Annotated in this window: 21 protein-coding genes and 1 pseudogene; 4 read left to right on the top strand and 18 right to left on the bottom strand. The window is 69.8% G+C overall.

Features of this window, described 5'->3' with window-relative positions; translation table 11 throughout:
• Positions 1 to 14: 14 nt before the first annotated feature.
• From dosR to AWB89_RS13290, 6 genes are all read right to left on the bottom strand, one after another.
• Positions 15 to 677: a hypoxia response regulator transcription factor DosR/DevR gene (gene dosR, locus AWB89_RS13265; protein ID WP_085174538.1), complete on the bottom strand. Its 663-nt coding sequence runs from the start codon at positions 675 to 677 to the stop codon at positions 15 to 17.
• 84 nt (positions 678 to 761) lie between these two features.
• A complete protein-coding gene (locus AWB89_RS13270) occupies positions 762 to 1,601 on the bottom strand; it encodes a universal stress protein (RefSeq protein ID WP_085174163.1) in 840 nt (279 codons plus the stop codon).
• A gap of 19 nt (positions 1,602 to 1,620) precedes the next feature.
• The gene (locus AWB89_RS13275; RefSeq protein ID WP_085174164.1) at positions 1,621 to 2,391 is read right to left on the bottom strand and encodes a universal stress protein; all 771 of its coding nucleotides are present in this window, start codon (positions 2,389 to 2,391) and stop codon (positions 1,621 to 1,623) included.
• A gap of 72 nt (positions 2,392 to 2,463) precedes the next feature.
• Positions 2,464 to 3,453: a 1-phosphofructokinase family hexose kinase gene (locus tag AWB89_RS13280; protein WP_085174540.1), complete on the bottom strand. Its 990-nt coding sequence runs from the start codon at positions 3,451 to 3,453 to the stop codon at positions 2,464 to 2,466.
• Positions 3,454 to 3,672: 219 nt separating this feature from the next.
• Positions 3,673 to 3,942 carry a DUF1918 domain-containing protein gene (locus AWB89_RS13285; protein WP_085103737.1) on the bottom strand — a complete coding sequence of 90 codons (270 nt, stop codon included), beginning with the start codon at positions 3,940 to 3,942 and terminating at the stop codon, positions 3,673 to 3,675.
• Positions 3,939 to 4,928, bottom strand: a complete 990-nt coding sequence (locus AWB89_RS13290; protein ID WP_085174166.1) for an Acg family FMN-binding oxidoreductase — start codon at positions 4,926 to 4,928, stop codon at positions 3,939 to 3,941. Before AWB89_RS13290 ends, AWB89_RS13285 begins: the two co-directional genes overlap by 4 nt.
• A 225-nt stretch (positions 4,929 to 5,153) precedes the next feature.
• Between AWB89_RS13290 and AWB89_RS13295 the strand changes: the two genes are divergently transcribed.
• On the top strand, positions 5,154 to 6,131 hold the full coding sequence (locus tag AWB89_RS13295; RefSeq protein ID WP_085174168.1) for an Acg family FMN-binding oxidoreductase: 978 nt from the start codon (positions 5,154 to 5,156) through the stop codon (positions 6,129 to 6,131).
• Between the two features lie 61 nt (positions 6,132 to 6,192).
• Positions 6,193 to 6,627 (top strand): pyridoxamine 5'-phosphate oxidase family protein, encoded by a 435-nt coding sequence (locus AWB89_RS13300; RefSeq protein ID WP_085103756.1) that lies wholly within the window; start codon positions 6,193 to 6,195, stop codon positions 6,625 to 6,627.
• A gap of 1 nt (position 6,628) precedes the next feature.
• Here AWB89_RS13300 and AWB89_RS13305 read toward each other — a convergent pair whose 3' ends face one another.
• From AWB89_RS13305 to phoU, 10 genes and pseudogenes are all read right to left on the bottom strand, one after another.
• Entirely contained in the window at positions 6,629 to 8,038 is a 1,410-nt protein-coding gene (locus tag AWB89_RS13305; protein ID WP_085174170.1) for a bifunctional lysylphosphatidylglycerol flippase/synthetase MprF, read from the bottom strand.
• A 3-nt stretch (positions 8,039 to 8,041) separates the two neighbouring features.
• A complete protein-coding gene (locus tag AWB89_RS13310; protein ID WP_085174172.1) occupies positions 8,042 to 8,530 on the bottom strand; it encodes a hydrogenase maturation protease in 489 nt (162 codons plus the stop codon).
• Positions 8,527 to 9,819 carry a Ni/Fe hydrogenase subunit alpha gene (locus AWB89_RS13315; protein ID WP_085174174.1) on the bottom strand — a complete coding sequence of 431 codons (1,293 nt, stop codon included), beginning with the start codon at positions 9,817 to 9,819 and terminating at the stop codon, positions 8,527 to 8,529. Before AWB89_RS13315 ends, AWB89_RS13310 begins: the two co-directional genes overlap by 4 nt.
• Entirely contained in the window at positions 9,816 to 10,574 is a 759-nt protein-coding gene (locus AWB89_RS13320; RefSeq protein WP_085103763.1) for an NADH-quinone oxidoreductase subunit B family protein, read from the bottom strand. Before AWB89_RS13320 ends, AWB89_RS13315 begins: the two co-directional genes overlap by 4 nt.
• Complete coding sequence (locus tag AWB89_RS13325) at positions 10,575 to 11,411, bottom strand: FAD/NAD(P)-binding protein (protein ID WP_085174176.1); 837 nt, start codon at positions 11,409 to 11,411, stop codon at positions 10,575 to 10,577.
• Entirely contained in the window at positions 11,404 to 12,528 is a 1,125-nt protein-coding gene (locus AWB89_RS13330; protein ID WP_142282526.1) for a 4Fe-4S dicluster domain-containing protein, read from the bottom strand. Before AWB89_RS13330 ends, AWB89_RS13325 begins: the two co-directional genes overlap by 8 nt.
• Before the next feature lie 42 nt (positions 12,529 to 12,570).
• Positions 12,571 to 13,548: an Acg family FMN-binding oxidoreductase gene (locus AWB89_RS13335; protein WP_085174180.1), complete on the bottom strand. Its 978-nt coding sequence runs from the start codon at positions 13,546 to 13,548 to the stop codon at positions 12,571 to 12,573.
• 106 nt (positions 13,549 to 13,654) lie between these two features.
• Positions 13,655 to 14,806, bottom strand: a complete 1,152-nt coding sequence (locus tag AWB89_RS13340) for a cation:proton antiporter (protein WP_085174182.1) — start codon at positions 14,804 to 14,806, stop codon at positions 13,655 to 13,657.
• 105 nt (positions 14,807 to 14,911) lie between these two features.
• A complete protein-coding gene (locus tag AWB89_RS27965; protein WP_169716600.1) occupies positions 14,912 to 15,214 on the bottom strand; it encodes a DUF3349 domain-containing protein in 303 nt (100 codons plus the stop codon).
• Positions 15,215 to 15,217: 3 nt separating this feature from the next.
• Positions 15,218 to 15,850, bottom strand: a pseudogene (gene phoU, locus AWB89_RS13345) (phosphate signaling complex protein PhoU); the annotation flags it as partial.
• A 249-nt stretch (positions 15,851 to 16,099) separates the two neighbouring features.
• On the opposite strand from phoU, the gene AWB89_RS13350 reads away from it, so the two are divergent.
• Together AWB89_RS13350 and AWB89_RS13355 are read left to right on the top strand one after the other, a co-directional pair.
• On the top strand, positions 16,100 to 16,480 hold the full coding sequence (locus AWB89_RS13350; protein WP_085174542.1) for a heme-binding protein: 381 nt from the start codon (positions 16,100 to 16,102) through the stop codon (positions 16,478 to 16,480).
• 39 nt (positions 16,481 to 16,519) lie between these two features.
• Positions 16,520 to 16,807: a hypothetical protein gene (locus AWB89_RS13355; RefSeq protein WP_372515363.1), complete on the top strand. Its 288-nt coding sequence runs from the start codon at positions 16,520 to 16,522 to the stop codon at positions 16,805 to 16,807.
• Between the two features lie 15 nt (positions 16,808 to 16,822).
• Here AWB89_RS13355 and AWB89_RS13360 read toward each other — a convergent pair whose 3' ends face one another.
• Both AWB89_RS13360 and AWB89_RS13365 read right to left on the bottom strand, forming a co-directional pair.
• Positions 16,823 to 17,137, bottom strand: coding sequence for a hypothetical protein (locus AWB89_RS13360; protein WP_085174188.1), 315 nt, complete (start codon positions 17,135 to 17,137; stop codon positions 16,823 to 16,825).
• A gap of 106 nt (positions 17,138 to 17,243) precedes the next feature.
• Positions 17,244 to 17,738: a MarR family winged helix-turn-helix transcriptional regulator gene (locus AWB89_RS13365; RefSeq protein ID WP_085103778.1), complete on the bottom strand. Its 495-nt coding sequence runs from the start codon at positions 17,736 to 17,738 to the stop codon at positions 17,244 to 17,246.
• Positions 17,739 to 17,752: the final 14 nt, after the last annotated feature.

Consider the following 17,752-nt stretch of genomic DNA (forward strand, 5'->3'; position numbering starts at 1 on the left):
ACAGCAAACGCCGACTAGCTTTGCGGCGCGTCGGTGGGCCGGCCGGACCGCTGGTCCAGTTTGGAGGCAAACACCGCCGCCTGCGTCCGCCGCTCCATGCCCAATTTGGCCAGCAAACGCGAGACGTAGTTCTTCACGGTCTTCTCGGCAAGAAACATCCGGGCGGCGATCTGCCTGTTGGTCAAACCTTCACTGAGCAGCCCGAGCAGCGTCCGCTCCTGTTCGGTCAGCCCGGACAGCGGGTCTTCGCGTTCCGCCGTGCCGCGCAGCTTTGCCATCAGCGCCGCGGCAGCGCGGTTGTCGAGCAAAGATTTGCCGGCGCCCACCTCTTTGATCGCATGGGCCAGCTCCATGCCCTTGATGTCCTTGACGACATAGCCGCTGGCGCCGGCCAGGATCGCCTCCAGCATCGCCTCGTCGGAGGTGAAGGACGTCAGCATCAGGCAGCGCAGATCGGGGATGTCGGACACCAGGTCGCGGCACAATTCGATGCCGTTCCCGTCGGGAAGGCGCACGTCGAGGACGGCGACGTCGGGCCGCAGGGCCGGAATTCTCGCCTTGGCCTCCGACACGGAACCCGCTTCGCCGACGATCTCCAGCTCGGGGTCCGATGCGAGGAGGTCCGCGAGGCCGCGCCGCACCACTTCGTGATCATCGACGAGGAAGACCTTGACCATGACGAATTCCTCCTGCCGGGTGTGCGAGGCGACGGTCATGCAGCCACCGACTCAATATCCCACAGATTGATCGTCCGCCCGGACTTACAGATGTTGCTGGTTGACGATGAGCACCGAGCAGCCGCTGTCCTGCAGTGCGGCGCTGCCGGCCGGGCCGACGAGCTCCCGCACCTGCTGGCCGTTCCGGGCGCCGACGACGACCAGCCCGACGGACCGTCGGTGGTAGGTCAGGTACTCCAGCAGGCCGCCGTGCACGGCCACCGACTCCATCCGCACGTCCGGATGGCGCCGCTTCCACCGGGCGAGCCGGCGGTCCAGGTCGGCGAGCGCCCGGCGATCGCCCTCGGCCTGCCTGATGGAGGTGGGCCACTGTTCGTCCCTCGCGGCGGGGCGCCCGATGATCGCGCGGATGGCGGCGTTGCGCAGCCCGGCCTCCATGACGGCGGCGCCCAGCAGGACGCCGTTGTCGGGTGAGCCGTCCAGTTCGACGACGATCTCGGCGCCGGGCAGGCGCACCCGGTCGTCGTGGGTTCGAACGATCCCGACGGGGCACCGCGCCGACACCGCCAACGCCGCGGCGACGGAACCCACCCGGCCGGGCCGGAAGTGGCGCAACCCGACCGCGCCGACGCACACCATGGCCGCCGACGCCGACGCGCCGAGCAAGGATCCGATGGCCGGACCCTCGACGACCTGGGTTTCGATGGTGACGGGCTTGCTGGTGGCTTCAATTGCCTTGATGGCGCGGCGTATTCCCATCTCCGCGGCGACCTCCTCCGCGTCGGCCCGCTCGGCCGCGTAGAACAAGCGCAGCGGCGCGCCACGGATCACCGCCTCGTCGACCGCCCAGAGCGCCGCCCGTATCGCCGCCTTCGAGCCGTCGATGCCGACCACGATCGGCCGCGGTGTGGCGAACTCGTTCATCAGAGTGCCTACCGCTGCTTTAGTGGCGGACCACGAGCACCGAACAGTCGGGGTAACCCACGATCGGGTGGCAGTTCGGGGTGGCCAGGCCGGCGATCTCGGCGGCGTCGGCGCTGCCCACTACCGCCAATTCGATGGCGTTGCTGTGCTTCTCGCCGGTTTTCACCCCGGTGCCCGCGGCGACGGTCTGGACGTGCACGTCCGGGTAGCGCCGGACCCAGCTGTTGAGTCGCCGATCGATCTGGCGCACGGTGGCGTGGCGGCGCCGGCCCTGTTCCATGGCCTGGTGCACGACCTCGTCGTTGTCCGGGTCGTCGTTGAGGACCACCGCGATCACGCCGAGCTCGGTCGGCGACCCGTCGGGATTGGTCCGGATGATCGCGACCGGGCACTGCGCATCGGCCACCAGCGCGGTGGCCGTCGGGCCCAGCAGCCCGTCGGACGCCCACCCCCGCCTCGAGGTGCCCACGCAGATCAGCGCCGCGTCGTGTGATTCGTCGATCAGCACCTGGCCCGGATCGCCCGAGAGGACGGCCGTGTCGACCTCGACCGGCTTCTTCTCCCTTTGCACGGCGCACTCCGCCTGGGACAGCGCCGTTTCGGCGCGCTCGAGTTCCCACTCGGAGATGGGCGCGGGCCCGAGCTCCCCGTCTCGGCGGGGGATGACGTAGACGAGGCGCAGCGGCAGCTGCCGGCTCAGCGCCTCCTCGATCGTCCACTTGGCGGCGTTGACCGCGGCCGGTGAACCGTTGATCCCCACGACCACCGACTTCGCGTCCAGCTGGTTCATGTCGGCTCCTGACTCGTTCCTGTCAATGTCAGGCTATTGCGCCGCCGCTCGCCGGACAGGAGTCGTTAGGCCTTATCTGGGAAGCCGTTCGTCAGCAGCGATGTCGCACGGTTCGGGGGTGGCCGCGAACAGCCTCTCCACATCGGCCCGACCGCAGGCGGCCGTCCCCGGCGTCATCAGCATGGCCGCGCCCGCAGCGATGCCCAGCCGAACGGATTTGATCAGCGGCCAGCCGCGACAGAGCCCCACCGCGATCGCGGCGACCATCGCGTCGCCGGCCCCGACGCCGCTGCCGCCCGGCATCGGAACCGCCGAAAAGCGCTGGCTGCCATGCCGAGTGGCGAGCAGCGCGCCGTGCGAGCCCAAGGACACCAGCACCACTTCGGCGCGGCCGCTGTCGACGAGTTCATGGGCGGCGCCGAGTTGCTCGGCCTCGGTTTCCAGCGGGCGCCCAACGCATTCCCGCAGTTCTCGCACGCTCGCTTTGAGCAGGAACACCCCGGAGGAGACGTGCTGCAGCCCGCCGCCCGAGGTGTCCAGGATGAGGCGGACGTCGAGCTGCCGGCACATGTCGGCGACCCGCTGGTAGAAGTCGGCGGTGACGCCCGGCGGCAGGCTGCCGCTGGCCACCACGAATTCGGCCGACTTCGCTGCGGTCCGCAGCTGCTCGAGGCAGTGCGCCTGTTCACGCAGGGTCAGCTGCGGCCCGGGCAGGACGAACCGGTACTGCTGGCCGCTGCTGCTCTCGTTGACCGTGAAGCTCTCCCGCGTGGCCGCGGCGATCGGGACCTGCCAGAACGGCACGCCCTCGTCGCCGAGCAGCTTCGCGATCAGGCCGCCGGTCGATCCGCCCGCCGGGAAGACCGCCAACACCGAGCCGCCGAGCACGTAGGCGACGTGTGCGACGTTGATGCCGCCGCCCCCCGCGTCGTATCGGGTGGCGGCACAACGCAATTTGTCCGTCGGGCGCACGACGTCGATGCTCGTCGTGATGTCGAGCGCCGGATTCATCGTCAACGTGACGATCTGCGGTCGGCTCACAGGCTGGGCTGGCGTCTGCATGATCACTCCGCTATCCGACCAGTAGGACGCTCACGGTGGTAGGGACGGAAGTCCCGCCGTCGCGGGCCGTTCGTCGCCGCGCGGTGGCTCGTCGGGCGGCGGCCGGGGCGGCGAGTGCTTGTCGAGATCGACGCCAGTGCGGAAAAGTTCGAGAGAGATGCACGCTAACGTCGATTTCGCTGCCCAAGACCGGCCGATCCGCTTGGCAGCGAGGTCATTTCAGTGACCATGGGACTGTTCGGCGATGGCCGCCTGCATCGCGGTAAACCGTGACCGCGCCCGCTCGTCGGCCGCCTGCTGCTCGGCCGCGGTGACGACGATCGCGTCCGGGCCCGGGTAGACCGTCGCCCACTCGTCCGTGTCCAGCCACCGAACCCGGTACGGCGGCCCGCCTTCCGGCGAATGCACCTCGGTGATCAGCCCGCGCAGGTCCCGGCGGCCGATCGTGGCGCTCTTGATCACCAGCCAGTCCCCGACTTTCGCTTTCATGGCCGGCGAATCTCCAGCACGTCGGACAACGGCCGCCGCGGGGTCGGCTTGGGCTGCAGCTCGCCCTCGGGTTCGATGCCGACGCGGATCAGAACCTGAGGCACCGCCGCGCGACGGCCGGTGAGGTCGGAGATGATGTCGCGGCTGCACACCAGCTCCGTCAGGTGCGTGACCGGGCACGTCGCGAGGCCGGCCATCGTGCACTCCAGCAGGATCGCCGACAGCGCCGCGCCGCAATTGAGGGCATCGACGCGGGTGTCGCGCGGGGTGGACAGCACGAGGACCTTGGCCTGGTCGTAGGTGCCCGCGGAGCTGCGCTCGTCCGACGGATCGACGGGGAACCGGCGGTTGACGTCGACGCGTCGCGCGTCCGACTGCGAGATAAGCGCACTGTCGGGTATGCCCTCCGCCTCGCGCAACGGCGATGTCCACCAATGCAATTCAAGCTGATACGAATCGTCGTAACGACGCAACGAATCGGTGAGCCGGGACGCGTCGGCCAGCTGCGGTCGGGCGTTGTCCGTCAGCACGTCGAGGAAGACCGCGTCCTTGTCGAACGCGCTTCGCAATACGGGTTCGACCGATCCCCAGTGCTTGGGGGCGCCGAACGGCAGCCGGTTGGTCCGGCGACGCGGGATCGCATCGGCGCGCTCCCGCCGGGCCTGCGTCACGTAGTCGACCGGCGCGAAGTCGGCCGAAGCGAGGTGGTCGAGGTTGTTCGGGTTGGGAAACTGATCGATGTTGGTGTCCCACCCCGAGGCGGCCATCGCGACCCGAAAGTGATCGAGCGCGGCGCCGCAGCTGATGATCGCCTCCCGGCCGGAACGGTCGGTCGCGGTGACCGCGCGATCCGGGTCGACGAACAGATCGACGCTCGTGTTGCCCACCACCCAGCGCCAGGGCTGGATGTTGTGCAGCGAGGGAGCCCGGCACGCCAGCTGCACCGCGCCGGTGATCACGCCGATGTCCACCATCGTTTGGGTCATTCGCTCACTCACTTCCTGTCCCACTTCGACCTTCGGGCATGTGAGCACCGCGCGACAGGGTCCTTGGTCCCCTGCGCCAGGTCATCGGGCCCGCTTTGGCCGACCATCGGGACGCGGCGGGCGTTGTCGCTGAGAGTCATCAGGGCATTGGGCATCCAAACGGCCCCTGGCGGCGGGGACGAACGACCCTGGCCGCGGGCCCCCATGGCGCCTACCTTCGATGGTATGAACGCGACGCTGGACGCCCAGACCCTGAAGAAGGCGGTGCAGCTCGCGTGCCGGGCCCCTTCGGTGCACAACAGCCAGCCGTGGCGGTGGGTGGCCGAGGACGGGGCCCTGCAACTGTTCGTCGACCCCGACCGGGCGGTGCCGGGCACCGACCGTTCCGGCCGGGAGGCGATCCTCAGCTGCGGCGCCGCGCTCGATCACGTTCGGGTCGCCATGCTCGCCGCGGGTTGGGCCGCGGAGACCGAACGGTTTCCCAACCCCGACGACCCGAACCATCTGGCGACGGTCGAATTCCGCCCGGTCGAGCTTGTCACGCGCGCGCAGCGGGACCGCGCCAGCGCGATCCTGCATCGCCGCACCGACCGGCTCCCGATGGGCGAGCCGACCTATTGGAGCCTCTTCGAGCCGGTCCTGCGCAGCACGCTGAACGGCGGCGGGGTGACGCTCGACGTGCTAGCCGACGACGCGCGGCCCGCGCTGGTGCAGGCATCCCGGCTCACCGAAGCGCTGCGGCGCGACGACGCGTCCTATCACGCCGAACTCGAATGGTGGACTTCGCCGTTCGCGTCACACGCGGGCGTGCCGCCGCGCGCGCTGTTGTCCGACAAGGAAAGCGGCCGGGTGGACGTGGCGCGCGAATTCCCGGTCAGAAGCCACGCGGATCGGCGTCCCGAGGTCGCGGTGGACTGGTCGAAAATCCTGGTGCTGTCCACCCCGAAAGACACCCGGGCCGACGTGTTGCGCTGCGGCGAGGTGTTGTCGAATGTGTTGCTGGAGTGCACGATGGCCTTCCTGGCCACCTGCACGCTGACCCACCTGATCGAGCTGGACGAAAGCCGCGATCTCGTGCGCGACATGCTCGCCGACGGCGGCCAGCCCCAGGTGCTGATCCGCGCCGGGATAGCGCCGCCGATGGAGGCCGTTCCCCCGCCCACCCCCAGGCGCACGCCGGACGACGTGCTGCGGATCCGCTAGCTACACTTGCACGAACCGCCAAGTGGTTGAAGAACTTTGACCCGTCGAAGAAGGGTGGCCGATGTCCGGGACCGATGATGTGGTGACCATCCTGCCGGTGCATGAATGCTGGGACCTGATGGCCGGGGTCACGCTGGGCCGATTGGTCACCAGCGTGGACGGCCAGCCCGAGATCTTCCCGGTCAACTACGCCGTCCAGAACCGCACCGTGCTGTTTCGCACCGCGGAGGGCACCAAGCTGGTCAGCACCGCGATCAACAACCGCGTGCTGTTCGAAGTCGACGACCACAATGTCGCCGAGGGCTGGAGCGTCATCGTCAAGGGCAGGGCACGCTCGCTGCGCACCAGCGAGCAGATCGAGGAGGCCGAACGCGCCCAGCTGCTGCCGTGGACGTCGACCGAGAAGACCCACTACGTGCGGGTGATCCCCGAGATGGTCACCGGCCGCCGGTTCCGCTTCGGCCCGCCGCTGCTGGGCAGCCGCGATCGCGCCTGAATCATCGCACCAGCCGGTGGCGGCGCGGGCGCGGCAGGAACTCCAGCGACAGCAACACCACCAGCGCCGCCGGGATGTGGTGAGCGCAGAGCACCACGTAACGCCGCTCGGCCAGCGCGTGGAACTTGCGGAGGTAGCGGTACAGCGACTCGAGCCGGATCAGCGGGTCCAGCAGGTGGATCAACCGATACGCGACCCGCTGCGCGGCGGTGGGCCGGGTCGCATCGAAGATCTCCGGGAACGCGGCGAACGCCAGCGAAAAGCGTTCCGCTCCTTCAGCTTTGGCCTCGGCGATCATGTCGACGCTGAGCCGCTCGTCGACGCCGTTGGGGGCGTCCGGGCGGCGGAACGGCGCGTCGAGGCTGACTTCCCGTCCCGCATCGGCGGTCGCGTAGCGGTGAAACGCCACCACCCGCCCGCCCCGATCGCGCGCGACGGCCAGCTTGACTCCCGGGTACCGGCCCCGCAGCGCCCCGTCGAGGTTCATGCAGAACCCGCGTTCGGTGCGCGCCGCGCGGTGCGCGGCGTACAGCACCTCGGTCAGCTCGGCGGTCAGCGCGTCGTCGAGTTCCCGCTCGTCGACGATCTGGGTGGTGACACCGCCGTTGCGGGTGCGCTGCACCGCCTGGCGCAGGTTGCGAAAGCGCCGCCCGCGCAACGCGAAATGGCCGACGTCGACGACGACGTCGCGGCCGATCGGCACCGCGAGCATCTTTTGCCCGACCACGTCGTCGCACCACAGCCCCACGTGCCGCTCCCCTGCGGCCAGCACGATGATCTGCCACCCCTTGCTTCGGCACATGCGGACGAAATCGTCGACCAGTGCTTCGAATCGGGTGGCGTCGCCGACCGGGTCGCCGCTGACGACCGCGAACCCGAGCCGGGTGCGGTAGGCGATCGCCGCGGAGTTCTCCGCGTCGAAGTGGTAACTCTTGCTCGAGTGCAGGGCGAAGGGCGCGAGCGCATCCCCGGCGGTGGCGTCGACGAGCGGCCACACCCGCTCCAGCAGCTCCGGTTGCGGTTTGGCCGTCGTCGGCGCCATCAGCGCGAGCCCGCTGCCCGCGATGAGGATGTTCCCGAGCACGCCGAAAGACAGGAAGTGCGCGAACAGCCCCGCGCCCGCCGCGGCTGCGGCGAGCGTCGCGTGCCCGGCAGTGACCGGCCGGCCCAGGAAGACGCCGCGTGCGATCAGGGCGGCCGCGGCGAGCAGCGCGACCGACCAGCCGAACCGGCCGGGGGCCGAGGCCTCCAGGCCGAGGCGCTCGCGCGCGGCCAGCAGCGCCAACCAGGCCAGGGCGCAGAGCAGGATCGCGACGCTGCCGAAGCGGGCCGCCGGCACGCCCGCGCCGACCAGGACGCGTTGGCGACCGCGCGCCGCGACCGCGCCGGTAATCACGGGCTGGTCAGGCACGGGTCAGGCCCTTTCTCGACGCTTCTCGGTGTCAATTCCCGCGATCACGTCCACCGCCATGCCGACCACCTCCGGGACAGCCCGCTCAACGGCCGGGGTCAAACCGGCCCCGTGACCGGTGTCGGCGACGTCGACGGTGAGCAGCACCAGCTGCCCGGGAAGCCGGCCCAGCGCCTCGCCCAGCGCGTGGGTGCGGACGAGATCGACGCTGTGCGAACTCAAGCCGTCGCCGGCGGTCACGTCGCTCAGCGAGCAGCGCCGGACGCGTCCCGGCGCCGGGGAAGACCCGACCGCGCCGTCGATCACCACGGCGAGCCGCGCGTCCGACCACGCTTCCAGCAGGCTCATCGGCTCCACGATGTCGGTGACGATCCGAACCCCGGTGAGTCCCAGGCGGTTCAGCTCGTCGGCCACCGCGACGCCGACGCCGTCGTCTCGGCGGTAACGATTGCCGAGGCCTATCACGACCGCGTCGACGATTCCGCCCGTCATTGCCGGTCGACCGTCAGCTTCAGGAAGTGCGCCGAACACGAGATGCACGGGTCGTAGCTGCGAATCAACTGCTCGCACAACGCCGTCAGCGCGGCGTCGTCGAGGGACAGGTTGCCGGACACCAGCCGGGCGAGGTCGGCTTCGATGGCCGCCTGGTTCTGGGAGGTCGGCGGGATGAGGGTCGCCGCGGCGACCAGCCCGTCCTCGCCGATCCGGTAGCGGTGATACAGCAGGCCGCGGGGCGCCTCGCTGACGCCGTGGCCGACGCCGGCCCGCGCCGGGACGTCGACGAACGGGCGCGACGGCCGCTGGTATTCGTCGATGATGCGCAGCGCCTCCTCGATCGCGTAGACGACCTCGACGGCGCGGACGACGATGCTGCGGAACGGATTTCGGCATTCGGCCGACAGCCCGGCCCCGGCGGCGGCCTGTGCCGCGACGGGCGACAGCGCCGCCGAGTTCAGCGAGAACCGCGCCAGCGGCCCCGTCAGATAGCGGCCGCCGTCGAGCGTCGCGTGCAGCGCCGTGGAGTAGGGCACCTGCGACTCGGCGACGTGGGCGGTGAAGTCGGCCACCGGAAACGGCGGTCCCGCGCTGCGCGCGATGGCGCCGTCCTCGATCGGGTACCGGCCGGGCGCCGCGAGCGCCAGGAACTCGTGGTCGAGCTCGAGGTCGGGGAACTCGAACCCCGACACCCATTCGACGGTCGCGAGCGCGTTGTCCAGCGCGCGGCGCAGCAGCTCGGCGATCGGCTTGAAGTCCGATCGAGTTGGCACCGAATAGAATCCGCCCAGCCGCACGTTGATCGGGTGTATGGCGCGGCCGCCGACGAACTCCATCAGCTGGTTGCCCGCCTTCTTCAGCGCCAGCCCGCGCTCGACGTCCTGAGCGTGGTCCCGGGACATGCCGATGATGTCGGGATAGCCCAGGAAGTCCGGCGCGTGCAGCAGGTAGATGTGCAGCACATGACTGTGGATCCATTCCCCGCAGTACAGCAGGCGCCGCAGCGCGACGAGTTCGTCGTCCACCCGGACGCCGCAGGCGTCTTCGATCGCGTTGCAGGCGCTGATTTGATAGGCGACCGGGCAGATGCCGCAGACCCGCGCGGTCAGGTCGGGCGGCTCGGTATGGGCTCGCCCGCGCAGGAACGCCTCAAAAAATCGCGGCGGCTCATAGATGTTGAGCTGCACGCTTTGCAGCGCCCCGTCCTTCAGCGTGACGTGCAGCGCGCCCTCGCCTTCGACGCGCGTCAGCGTGCCGACGCTCAGGGTGCGGGTGGACTCGGTCACGGGCGGCTCCGTTCGGCGGCGAAGGCGGTGACGTTGAACGTCGAGAACACCCGGTCGACGTCGCCGTCGGACATGCCGTCGCGGCGCAGCAGTGGAATCAGCGTCGCGGTCCGGGGCACCGCGGACGGCCCGAAACAGCCGAAGCAGCCGCGATGGTGCCGCGGACACAGCGCCCCACAGCCGGCGTGCGTGACCGGGCCTAGACATGGGATGCCTTCGGAGACAACGACACACGTAACGCCCCGCAGCTTGCACTCAGTGCATACCGTCTTGGCGGGCAGCCGCGGTTTGCGTCCGATCAGCAGCGCCGCGAGGGTGTCGAGCAGCTGACCGCGGTCGATCGGGCAGCCCGGCAGCTGGTAGTCGACCTTGACATGCGCCGAGGCGGGCGTCGAGGTGGCCAGCGTGTCGACGTACTCGGGCTTGGCGTAGACCACGGACGCGAACTCCGCGACGTCGGCGAAGTTGCGCAGCGCCTGCACTCCCCCGGCCGTCGCGCACGCGCCGATGGTGACCAGAACCTTGGACTGCTCACGGATCTCACGGATGCGTTGCTCGTCGTGGCGGGTGGTGACCGAGCCCTCGACCAGGGAAACGTCGTAGGGGCCGCCGACCATCGCGCTGGAGGCCTCGGCGAACGTGGCGATCTGCACCTGGTCGGCGAGGGTGAGCAACTCGTCCTCGCAGTCCAGCAGCGTCAGCTGGCAGCCGTCGCAGGAGGCGAACTTCCACACGGCCAAGGTGGTCGGGCTCATCTACAGCTCCTTCACTGCCAACAGCGGGCCGGCGACGTCGTAACCGACGACGGGGCCGTCGCGACACAGCAACAGCGGGCCCAGCTGGCAGTGGCCGCACCAGCCGACCCCGCACTGCATGTTGCGTTCCAGCGATACCCGAATATCTTGTGCCGCAATGCCTTTGGCGAGCAGGGCCTCGGCGCCGAAGCGCAGCATCGGCTCCGGGCCGCACAGGAAGGCGGTGGTGCGATCCGGGTCGAGGGTGAGCCGGCGCAGCGGCTCGGTGACCAGGCCCACCTCGCCGCTCCAACCCTGGACGGGGACGTCGACCGTGACGTGCAGCTCGATTTGCGGGTCCTGGGCCCACTTTTCGAGCTGGTCGACGAACACGAAATCGGCCCGGGAGCGGGCGCCCACGACGAGCGTCACCTTGCCGTAGCGGGCCCGGCCCGCCAGCGCGCCCAGCACCGCGGGACGCAACGGGCACAGGCCCACCCCGCCGGCGACCATGACCAGGTCCCGGCCGGCGGCTTCGTCGAGCCCCCAGGTGGTGCCGAACGGTCCCCGGACCCCGACGACGCTGCCCGGTTGGGCGTTGTGCAGCGCGCGGCTCACCGCCCCCACCGCGCGGATCGTGTGCGTGATCGAGCCGTCGGTCACCGACGGGTCGCCGCTGATCGAGATCGCGGCCTCGCCCACCCCGAACGCGTAGAGCATCATGAACTCCCCGGGTTGCGGGGCGCGCAGGGCCTCGCCGACGGGCTCCAGACACAGCGTCGCCGAATCCGGGCTCTCCACAACGCGACTGCGCACCCGGTACGGCACGGGCGCCATGGCCGGCGTCGGCTCACTCATCCCCGGCCATCCTGTTCATCTCGGCGGTGATGTCGATGCCGGTGGGACACCACGCGATGCAACGGCCGCAGCCCACGCAGCCCGACATGCCGAACTGGTCGTGCCAGGTGCCCAGCTTGTGGGTCAGCCAATGCCGGTAGCGCGAGGCGCCGGACTGCCGGACGCTGCCGCCGCCGTGCACGTAGGTGAAGTCGAATTCGAAGCACGACGACCAGTGGCGCCAGCGCTCGGCGTGCTCGCCGGTGAGGTCGCTGACGTCCTCGGTGGTGGTGCAAAAGCAGGTCGGGCACACCATCGTGCAGTTGCCGCAGGTCAGGCAGCGGCTGGCGACCTCGTCCCACTGCGGGGATTCGCGGTTTCGGATCAACAGTTCGCGCAGATCGGTATCGGGCATCTGGCGGCCCATCCGATGCGACGCGGCCTCGACATCGTCGCGCGCAGAAGCGATTTCGTCATCGTCGGCGTCGCGGTGCGAAACCGAAGCCAGCACGTCGGCGCCCTCGGGACTGCCGACGTCGACGAGGTACGACGGGGCCTGCCCCGCGAGGCGCTCCGTGAGGGCCAGGTCGTAACCGGGCCCGGCGGCGGGGCCGGTGCCCATCGATGCGCAGAAGCACAAGCCGCCCGGCTCGGTGCAGTTCACCGCGACGACGAAGGCCCGCCGGCGGCGGCCGACGAAGGAGCCGTCCGGATAGTCCGGGCGGCCGAGCACCCCGTCGAGCGTGGCGATCGCGGCGAGGTCGCACCCGCGGACCCCCAGGAAGGCGTAGCGCGGGACCGCCTCGTCCGATTCGGGCTCGGCGGCCCCGTCCCGGGTGCCGGCCCACATCCGCTGCCGCGGCGGGTGCAGGAACTGTTTCCACGACTGCGGGCCGGCCGAGTGCCCGAACGCCGCGTCGTCGTCGCGGCGGCGCACGCGGTACTGGCCGGGGGCGACGTCGACACCCCATCCGCGCGGCAGGTCGTCGGCCGACTCGAGCTCCGCGAGGACGATCGCGTTGTCCCGCAACGTCGGACCGACCACGCGATAGCCGCGCTCGATCAGCACCTCGACGAGCCGGTGCAGCCCGGCCGTGTCGAACCACGCGGCCCGGTGGTGTTCGCCGTCTCCGCTCACCGACACATCATCCGCCTCAATGGCTTGCGCCGCTTGCCCTCGTTACTCGTTGACCCACTCGACGAAATCGGACAGTTCGCGCCGCGGCGTCGCCGGCAACGGATCGGCGTTGATCGGCGCCCAGCCCACCCGCAACAGCATCTGCGGGTAATCGCCGCCGCCGAAGATGTCGGAGCGAACTGACTCGCGTGTTTCGGGGATCTCCAGCGGCTCGGTGACCGGGCAGCTGGCCAGCCCCATTGACGTCGCCGTCAGGAGTACGACGCTGGTTGCCTCACCGGCGCGCAGCCGCGCCAGCCGGTCGTCGGTCCGCGTTCCCAGCGCGAGGACGACCGCATTGTCGTCGGCGGGCGCCGAGTCCGGCGCCATCGGCAGCGTGGGCCCGGCGAAGAATCGGCCCGGAATTTTCGCGGCCGGGTCGGACGCCGGTGTGCTGTGGGCCGGAACCCCCGCGACCGACGCGTAGCGTCCGCTCCAGGCGGTGAGCTCGGCGAGGTAATCGCGGTTGAGGTGTTCCGCAACGGATTCGGCGACGATGCTGTGCAGCTTGCCGAGGTCCTCGACTTGGCACAGCGTCACACCGTTTCGGGCCGCCCGCGCCGCCATCAGTGCGATGTCGCCGACCGGCACCGGCCAGGAACTGTAGTGGCGACGGTCCGTTCGGCGCCGCGGTATCGCCGCCGCGATCGCGATGTCGGACGCGTCGGCGGGGTATGGCGACAATTCGATCGAGGCGAGGTGGTTGGGGTCGTCCGGGTTCGGCAGCCGGGTCACCCTGGCCAGCCAGCCGACGGCCGCGAAGGCGGCGACGCAGTGATGCAGCGCCGTGCCGCAGCTCAGGATCAGGTCCCGGCCGTCCGGGTCGGTGTTGGGCAGTTGCCGTTCGGCGTCGGCGTAGAGATGCAGGCTCGCGTCGTCGACGCGCCACCGCCATGGCTGCGTGTTGTGCACCGAGGGTGCCCGCGACGCCAATGTCAGGACGGTCCGGACCGTGCCGGCGTCCGGAAAGCGTGCGTTCATGGGGTCGTTCCCTTCGGGTCAAGCTTCTTGGTCTCCACCATCGCCCAGGCGCCGCCGGTGAGACGAGAGCACGACGGCACTAGGCAAAGGGACTTTGTGCCAATCCCTAGGCCGTGGTCGCGTGCGGCTGGCGTCGCGCCGCCAGCGCGCCCGCGATCGACGTGCAGGCGATCGTCAGCAGGGCGCCGAACATCAGCGCCGACGCTTCGCCTCTCACCAGCAGGTGCTCTTGGGTCCCGATCGTGGCCGCGGCCACCGGCACCCCGAGCTGGGCCGCCGACAGCGCCGCCAGCGTCAGCGGCTGGCCGAGCAGCCGTCCCGCGCAGTGCGCCAGCACGGCGCCCAGTCCCAGCCCGATGCCCAGCAGGATCAGCATCGGATGCGAACCCAATTCGCGCACTTGCAGCGAGGCGCCCAGCCAGACGAAGAACAGCGGGCTGAAGAACCCCTCGGTGATGCCGAACAGCTGGCGGGCCAGCCGGTGCGGTTCGCCGACCAGCGCGATCACCAGCCCGAACGCGAAGCCCGCCAGCATGATCGACACGTGCGTGTCGGTGGCCAGCGCCGCCAGGGTGAACAGCACGACCAGGTTCGTCCGCAGTTCCAGCGCGAAGCGGCGGTCCTCGGAGTACCGGTGCAGGCGCCGGCGCAGCCCCCTGCGGTCGGCCACCCGCAGCAGCAGATACAGCACCACCGCGCAGCCCGCGATCGCGAGCCCGCCGAGCGCGGCGATCGGCGCGCGCTTCAGGTCAATCACCAACGGCAGCAACACGATACACGCGGCGTCGGCGATGGCGATCTGCACGGTCACCGACAGCACATCCGGTCCCTGCAGCCGCAGCGAATCGATCACCGGCAGGGCCAGCGCCGCCGACGACGAGGCCATCAGGACCGCGTACAGCGCCGCGTGGCCGGTGTGGAACGCCGCCGCCAGTCCCACACCCAGGGCCGCGGCCACGGCGCCGACGACGACCGCCCGCACCAGCGCCCGCGGCGCCGCCGAGCGCAGCTTGGGATCGCGCACCGGAACGTGGGTGCCGACCACGAACATGACCAGTGCGAAACCGATGTTCGCCAACAACTGAAAGGTGGGGTTGGCGTCGTCGACGACGCCGAAACCGGTCTTGCCGATGACGAGGCCCACGGCCAGCTCGCCGATGATGACCGGGATCTGCAGGCGCGGCAGCGACGCCAGCAGCGGACCGGCGAATCCCACCGCGGTCAGCAGCGCCAGCGTGTGGAAGCCGAACCCGTGCACGTCAGCGGCCCTTCAGCGCGGTCAGCACCAGGTCATTCTGCATCCCGGTTCGTCGCCGGCACGCACATGGCGCCCGGAGAGTCTCGCTACGGCGTTTTCACCGCCCTAGGCCGGAAACTCGTCGCTGACCGGCCATCCGCACATCTCGAGATGTCGCTTGACGCGTTCGACCTCATCGGGTGCGGGCATCTGGTCCGTGATTTTGCTGATCATGACCCGGATGGTCGTTGCGTCCACGGGCACGTCGCCATGCTCGACGAGCTCGGCCGCGATCTGCATGACCTCCCGGTCGGACAGGCGCCGCCGCAGCAGCGCCAGCAACGGGAAGGTGTCGGTCGCCGGTATCCCGCCGGGGTAGCCGGCGCGTAGGAACCCCACAATCCGTGCGATGACGCCGGAAACGGACATCGGCTCTCCTCGGGCCTGGAAGATGACTCGACGTCCGATCTCGACGGCGTGGTCGGCGAAGCGTTCGTAGTACCGGCCGAGCAGGGTGACGTCGATGGTGGCGGCCACGCCGTGGTTCCACGGTCGGTCCATCATCAAGGTGAAGAGCTGGCGGTGCAGCTCGTCCATCGCGTCGTCGTCGCGCCGCATGCGGGCGGCCGCGACCGGGTCGCGGGCGCGCACGACGCGTCCGGCGACGTTGCTGAGATCGACGGCGATGCGACCCATTTCGGAGAAGTGGCCGACCGCCTCCTCGGGCAGGGCGCGGGCGGGGTAACGGCGGCGGGCGATTTCGGCCACGTGCGACGCCAAGGCACCCATGCGCTGGGCGTCGGCGATGTTCTTGAGGTCGCCTACGACGACCCGGAGGTCCCCGGCCACGGGGGCTTGAAGCGCCAACAGCGCCAAAGCCTTCCGCTGGGCGTGGGCACCCTGGCGCACGATCTTGTGGTGGTCGTTGACCACGCCTCCGGCGAGCGACCCATCGGCGTGCAACAGCGCGTGCGTCGCGCGCTGCATCGCACCACCGGCGCGCGCGCACATGTCGGCGACGGAGGCGGTCAGAGCCTCCAGTTGCCGATGGAACGCGGTACGCATGTGCGCCCACACTAAGGCGGCCGTTGCTGCGCGACAACGACTTTGGCCGGTGACAGCACTCGTTGCCACCCTCTCCGCAGTCGGGACGCACGCGGGCATCGCGGCAGCCGCGGTCACCGCCCGAATGTCCCCCGGAGGCCATTTCCGCTGGTAGACCCCTACCGGAATCGGCGCCGTTGGCAGAAGATGGTGTATGCGCACGGCGGTGACCGCCGCCGTCGGGTCGATGACCGGATGAAGGGGCCCGCCATGTTCCTCCCACTCTCCTTCCCAGGCCGGCTGATTGTCGGCGCCATTTCAGCGGGCGCGCTGTTGTGTGCGGGCGCGGCGACCGCCGCGGCCGACCCGCCGCCGCGGCCGGCCAATTGCACGGCCGGCGACGTCGCCGGGGTGGCTGCGAGCGTCGCGGCGTCGCTGTCGACCTACCTGTTCACCCACCCGGACGTGAACGGGTTCTATACCGGTCTGCAGGATCGCCCGAAAGATCAGATCCGCGACGATGTCCAGAATTACTTCGCCGCCAACCCGCAAGAGCAAGCCGACCTGGAGAACATCCGCCAGCCGCTGGTCGACGTCCGGCAGCGCTGCCAGTGGACCCCGCTGGTCGGGGAACCCGGCGTCACGCCCTAGGGGCGGTGTAGGGGAAAGGAGATGACCATGAATCTGTCGGTGCGTTCGTGGGCCGCCGCGGGGATCACCACGTTGGCTCTCACGGCGATCCCCGAGATGTACGCCGTCCTGCAGCCCCCCGGTGTGGCCAATGCCGACGTCTGTGCGAGCGTCGGCCGGCGCGTTTCGGTGAGCGGGTGCACCAACGTGGCCGACACGGTCGACACCTACGCGCCGCCGCCGGGCGATTATGCGCCGCTGCCGCAGGACTTTCCGCCGCCGCCACCGCCGAACGTGAGCGTCTGCGCCGGAGTGGGCCGGCGAATCCATGTGAGCGGCTGCACGTAGCAGCGCCGGCCGGGACTAGCCGTCCGACTCGTCGGATTCCTTCTCGTCCGAATCCTTATCGTCCGAATCCTTCTCGTCGGAATCCTTCTCGTCCGAATCCTTCTCGGTGTTTTCGGACTTGTCGGAGTCCTGGGACTCGTCGGATTTCTCGGACTTGGCGGACTCGTCGACCTTGTCGGCGAACTTCGTCAGCAGCCCGGCCAGTGCGCGGGCCTCCCGGGGCGCCAACAGATCCTCGAATACCCTTTTGTCACTGTCCGAGATGCGCTCGACGCAAACCGCGTTGCTCTTGACACTGACGTCCCACCGGCCCTCCTCTTGACGAACCATGCGATCCCACCTTCCGACGCTGACTGGCGTTTAGCAGCCCGACTACTGCGTTAGTTACCCATTTCTGCTGCACGCGCAACCGGCGCGATTTTCGGGGCCGGTGCCGTCAGTCGGCGGCGGCGCGGCGACTGCGCGGCGCGGCGGAGCGGGGCGGCCGGGAACGCATGTGGTCGCGGGCGCGGCCCATCACGTCACCGAGCGTGCGTACGTCGCGATCGGACAGCGAGTCGAACAGCAGGTCGCGCACCACTTCGATGTGGCCGGGCAACACCTTGGCGACCCGTGCACGGCCCTTCTTGGTGATGCTGACGACCGTGGCGCGCTGGTCGTCGCGCGATGCCGCGCGCGTGATGAGGCCTTCCTTTTCCAGTAGGCCGGCCTGATGGGTCAGGCCCGAGCGGCTGTACACCACGCCGTCGGCCAGCTCGGTCATGGTGAGTGGGCGCTGCGCGTCGGCAAGTTTGGCCAAAATCTCGAATTGCACGTAACTCAGATTGCCGTCGGCCTGCAGTTGCTGTCGCACCTCGTACTGCAGCAGGCTGACGGCCTCCATCAAGGCGAAGTAGGTCCGCAGCTGCACGGGGTTGAGAGCCTTGGCCACTCCTCGACCCTAGT

This window comes from Mycobacterium paraense, assembly GCF_002101815.1.
Taxonomy (GTDB): domain Bacteria; phylum Actinomycetota; class Actinomycetes; order Mycobacteriales; family Mycobacteriaceae; genus Mycobacterium; species Mycobacterium paraense.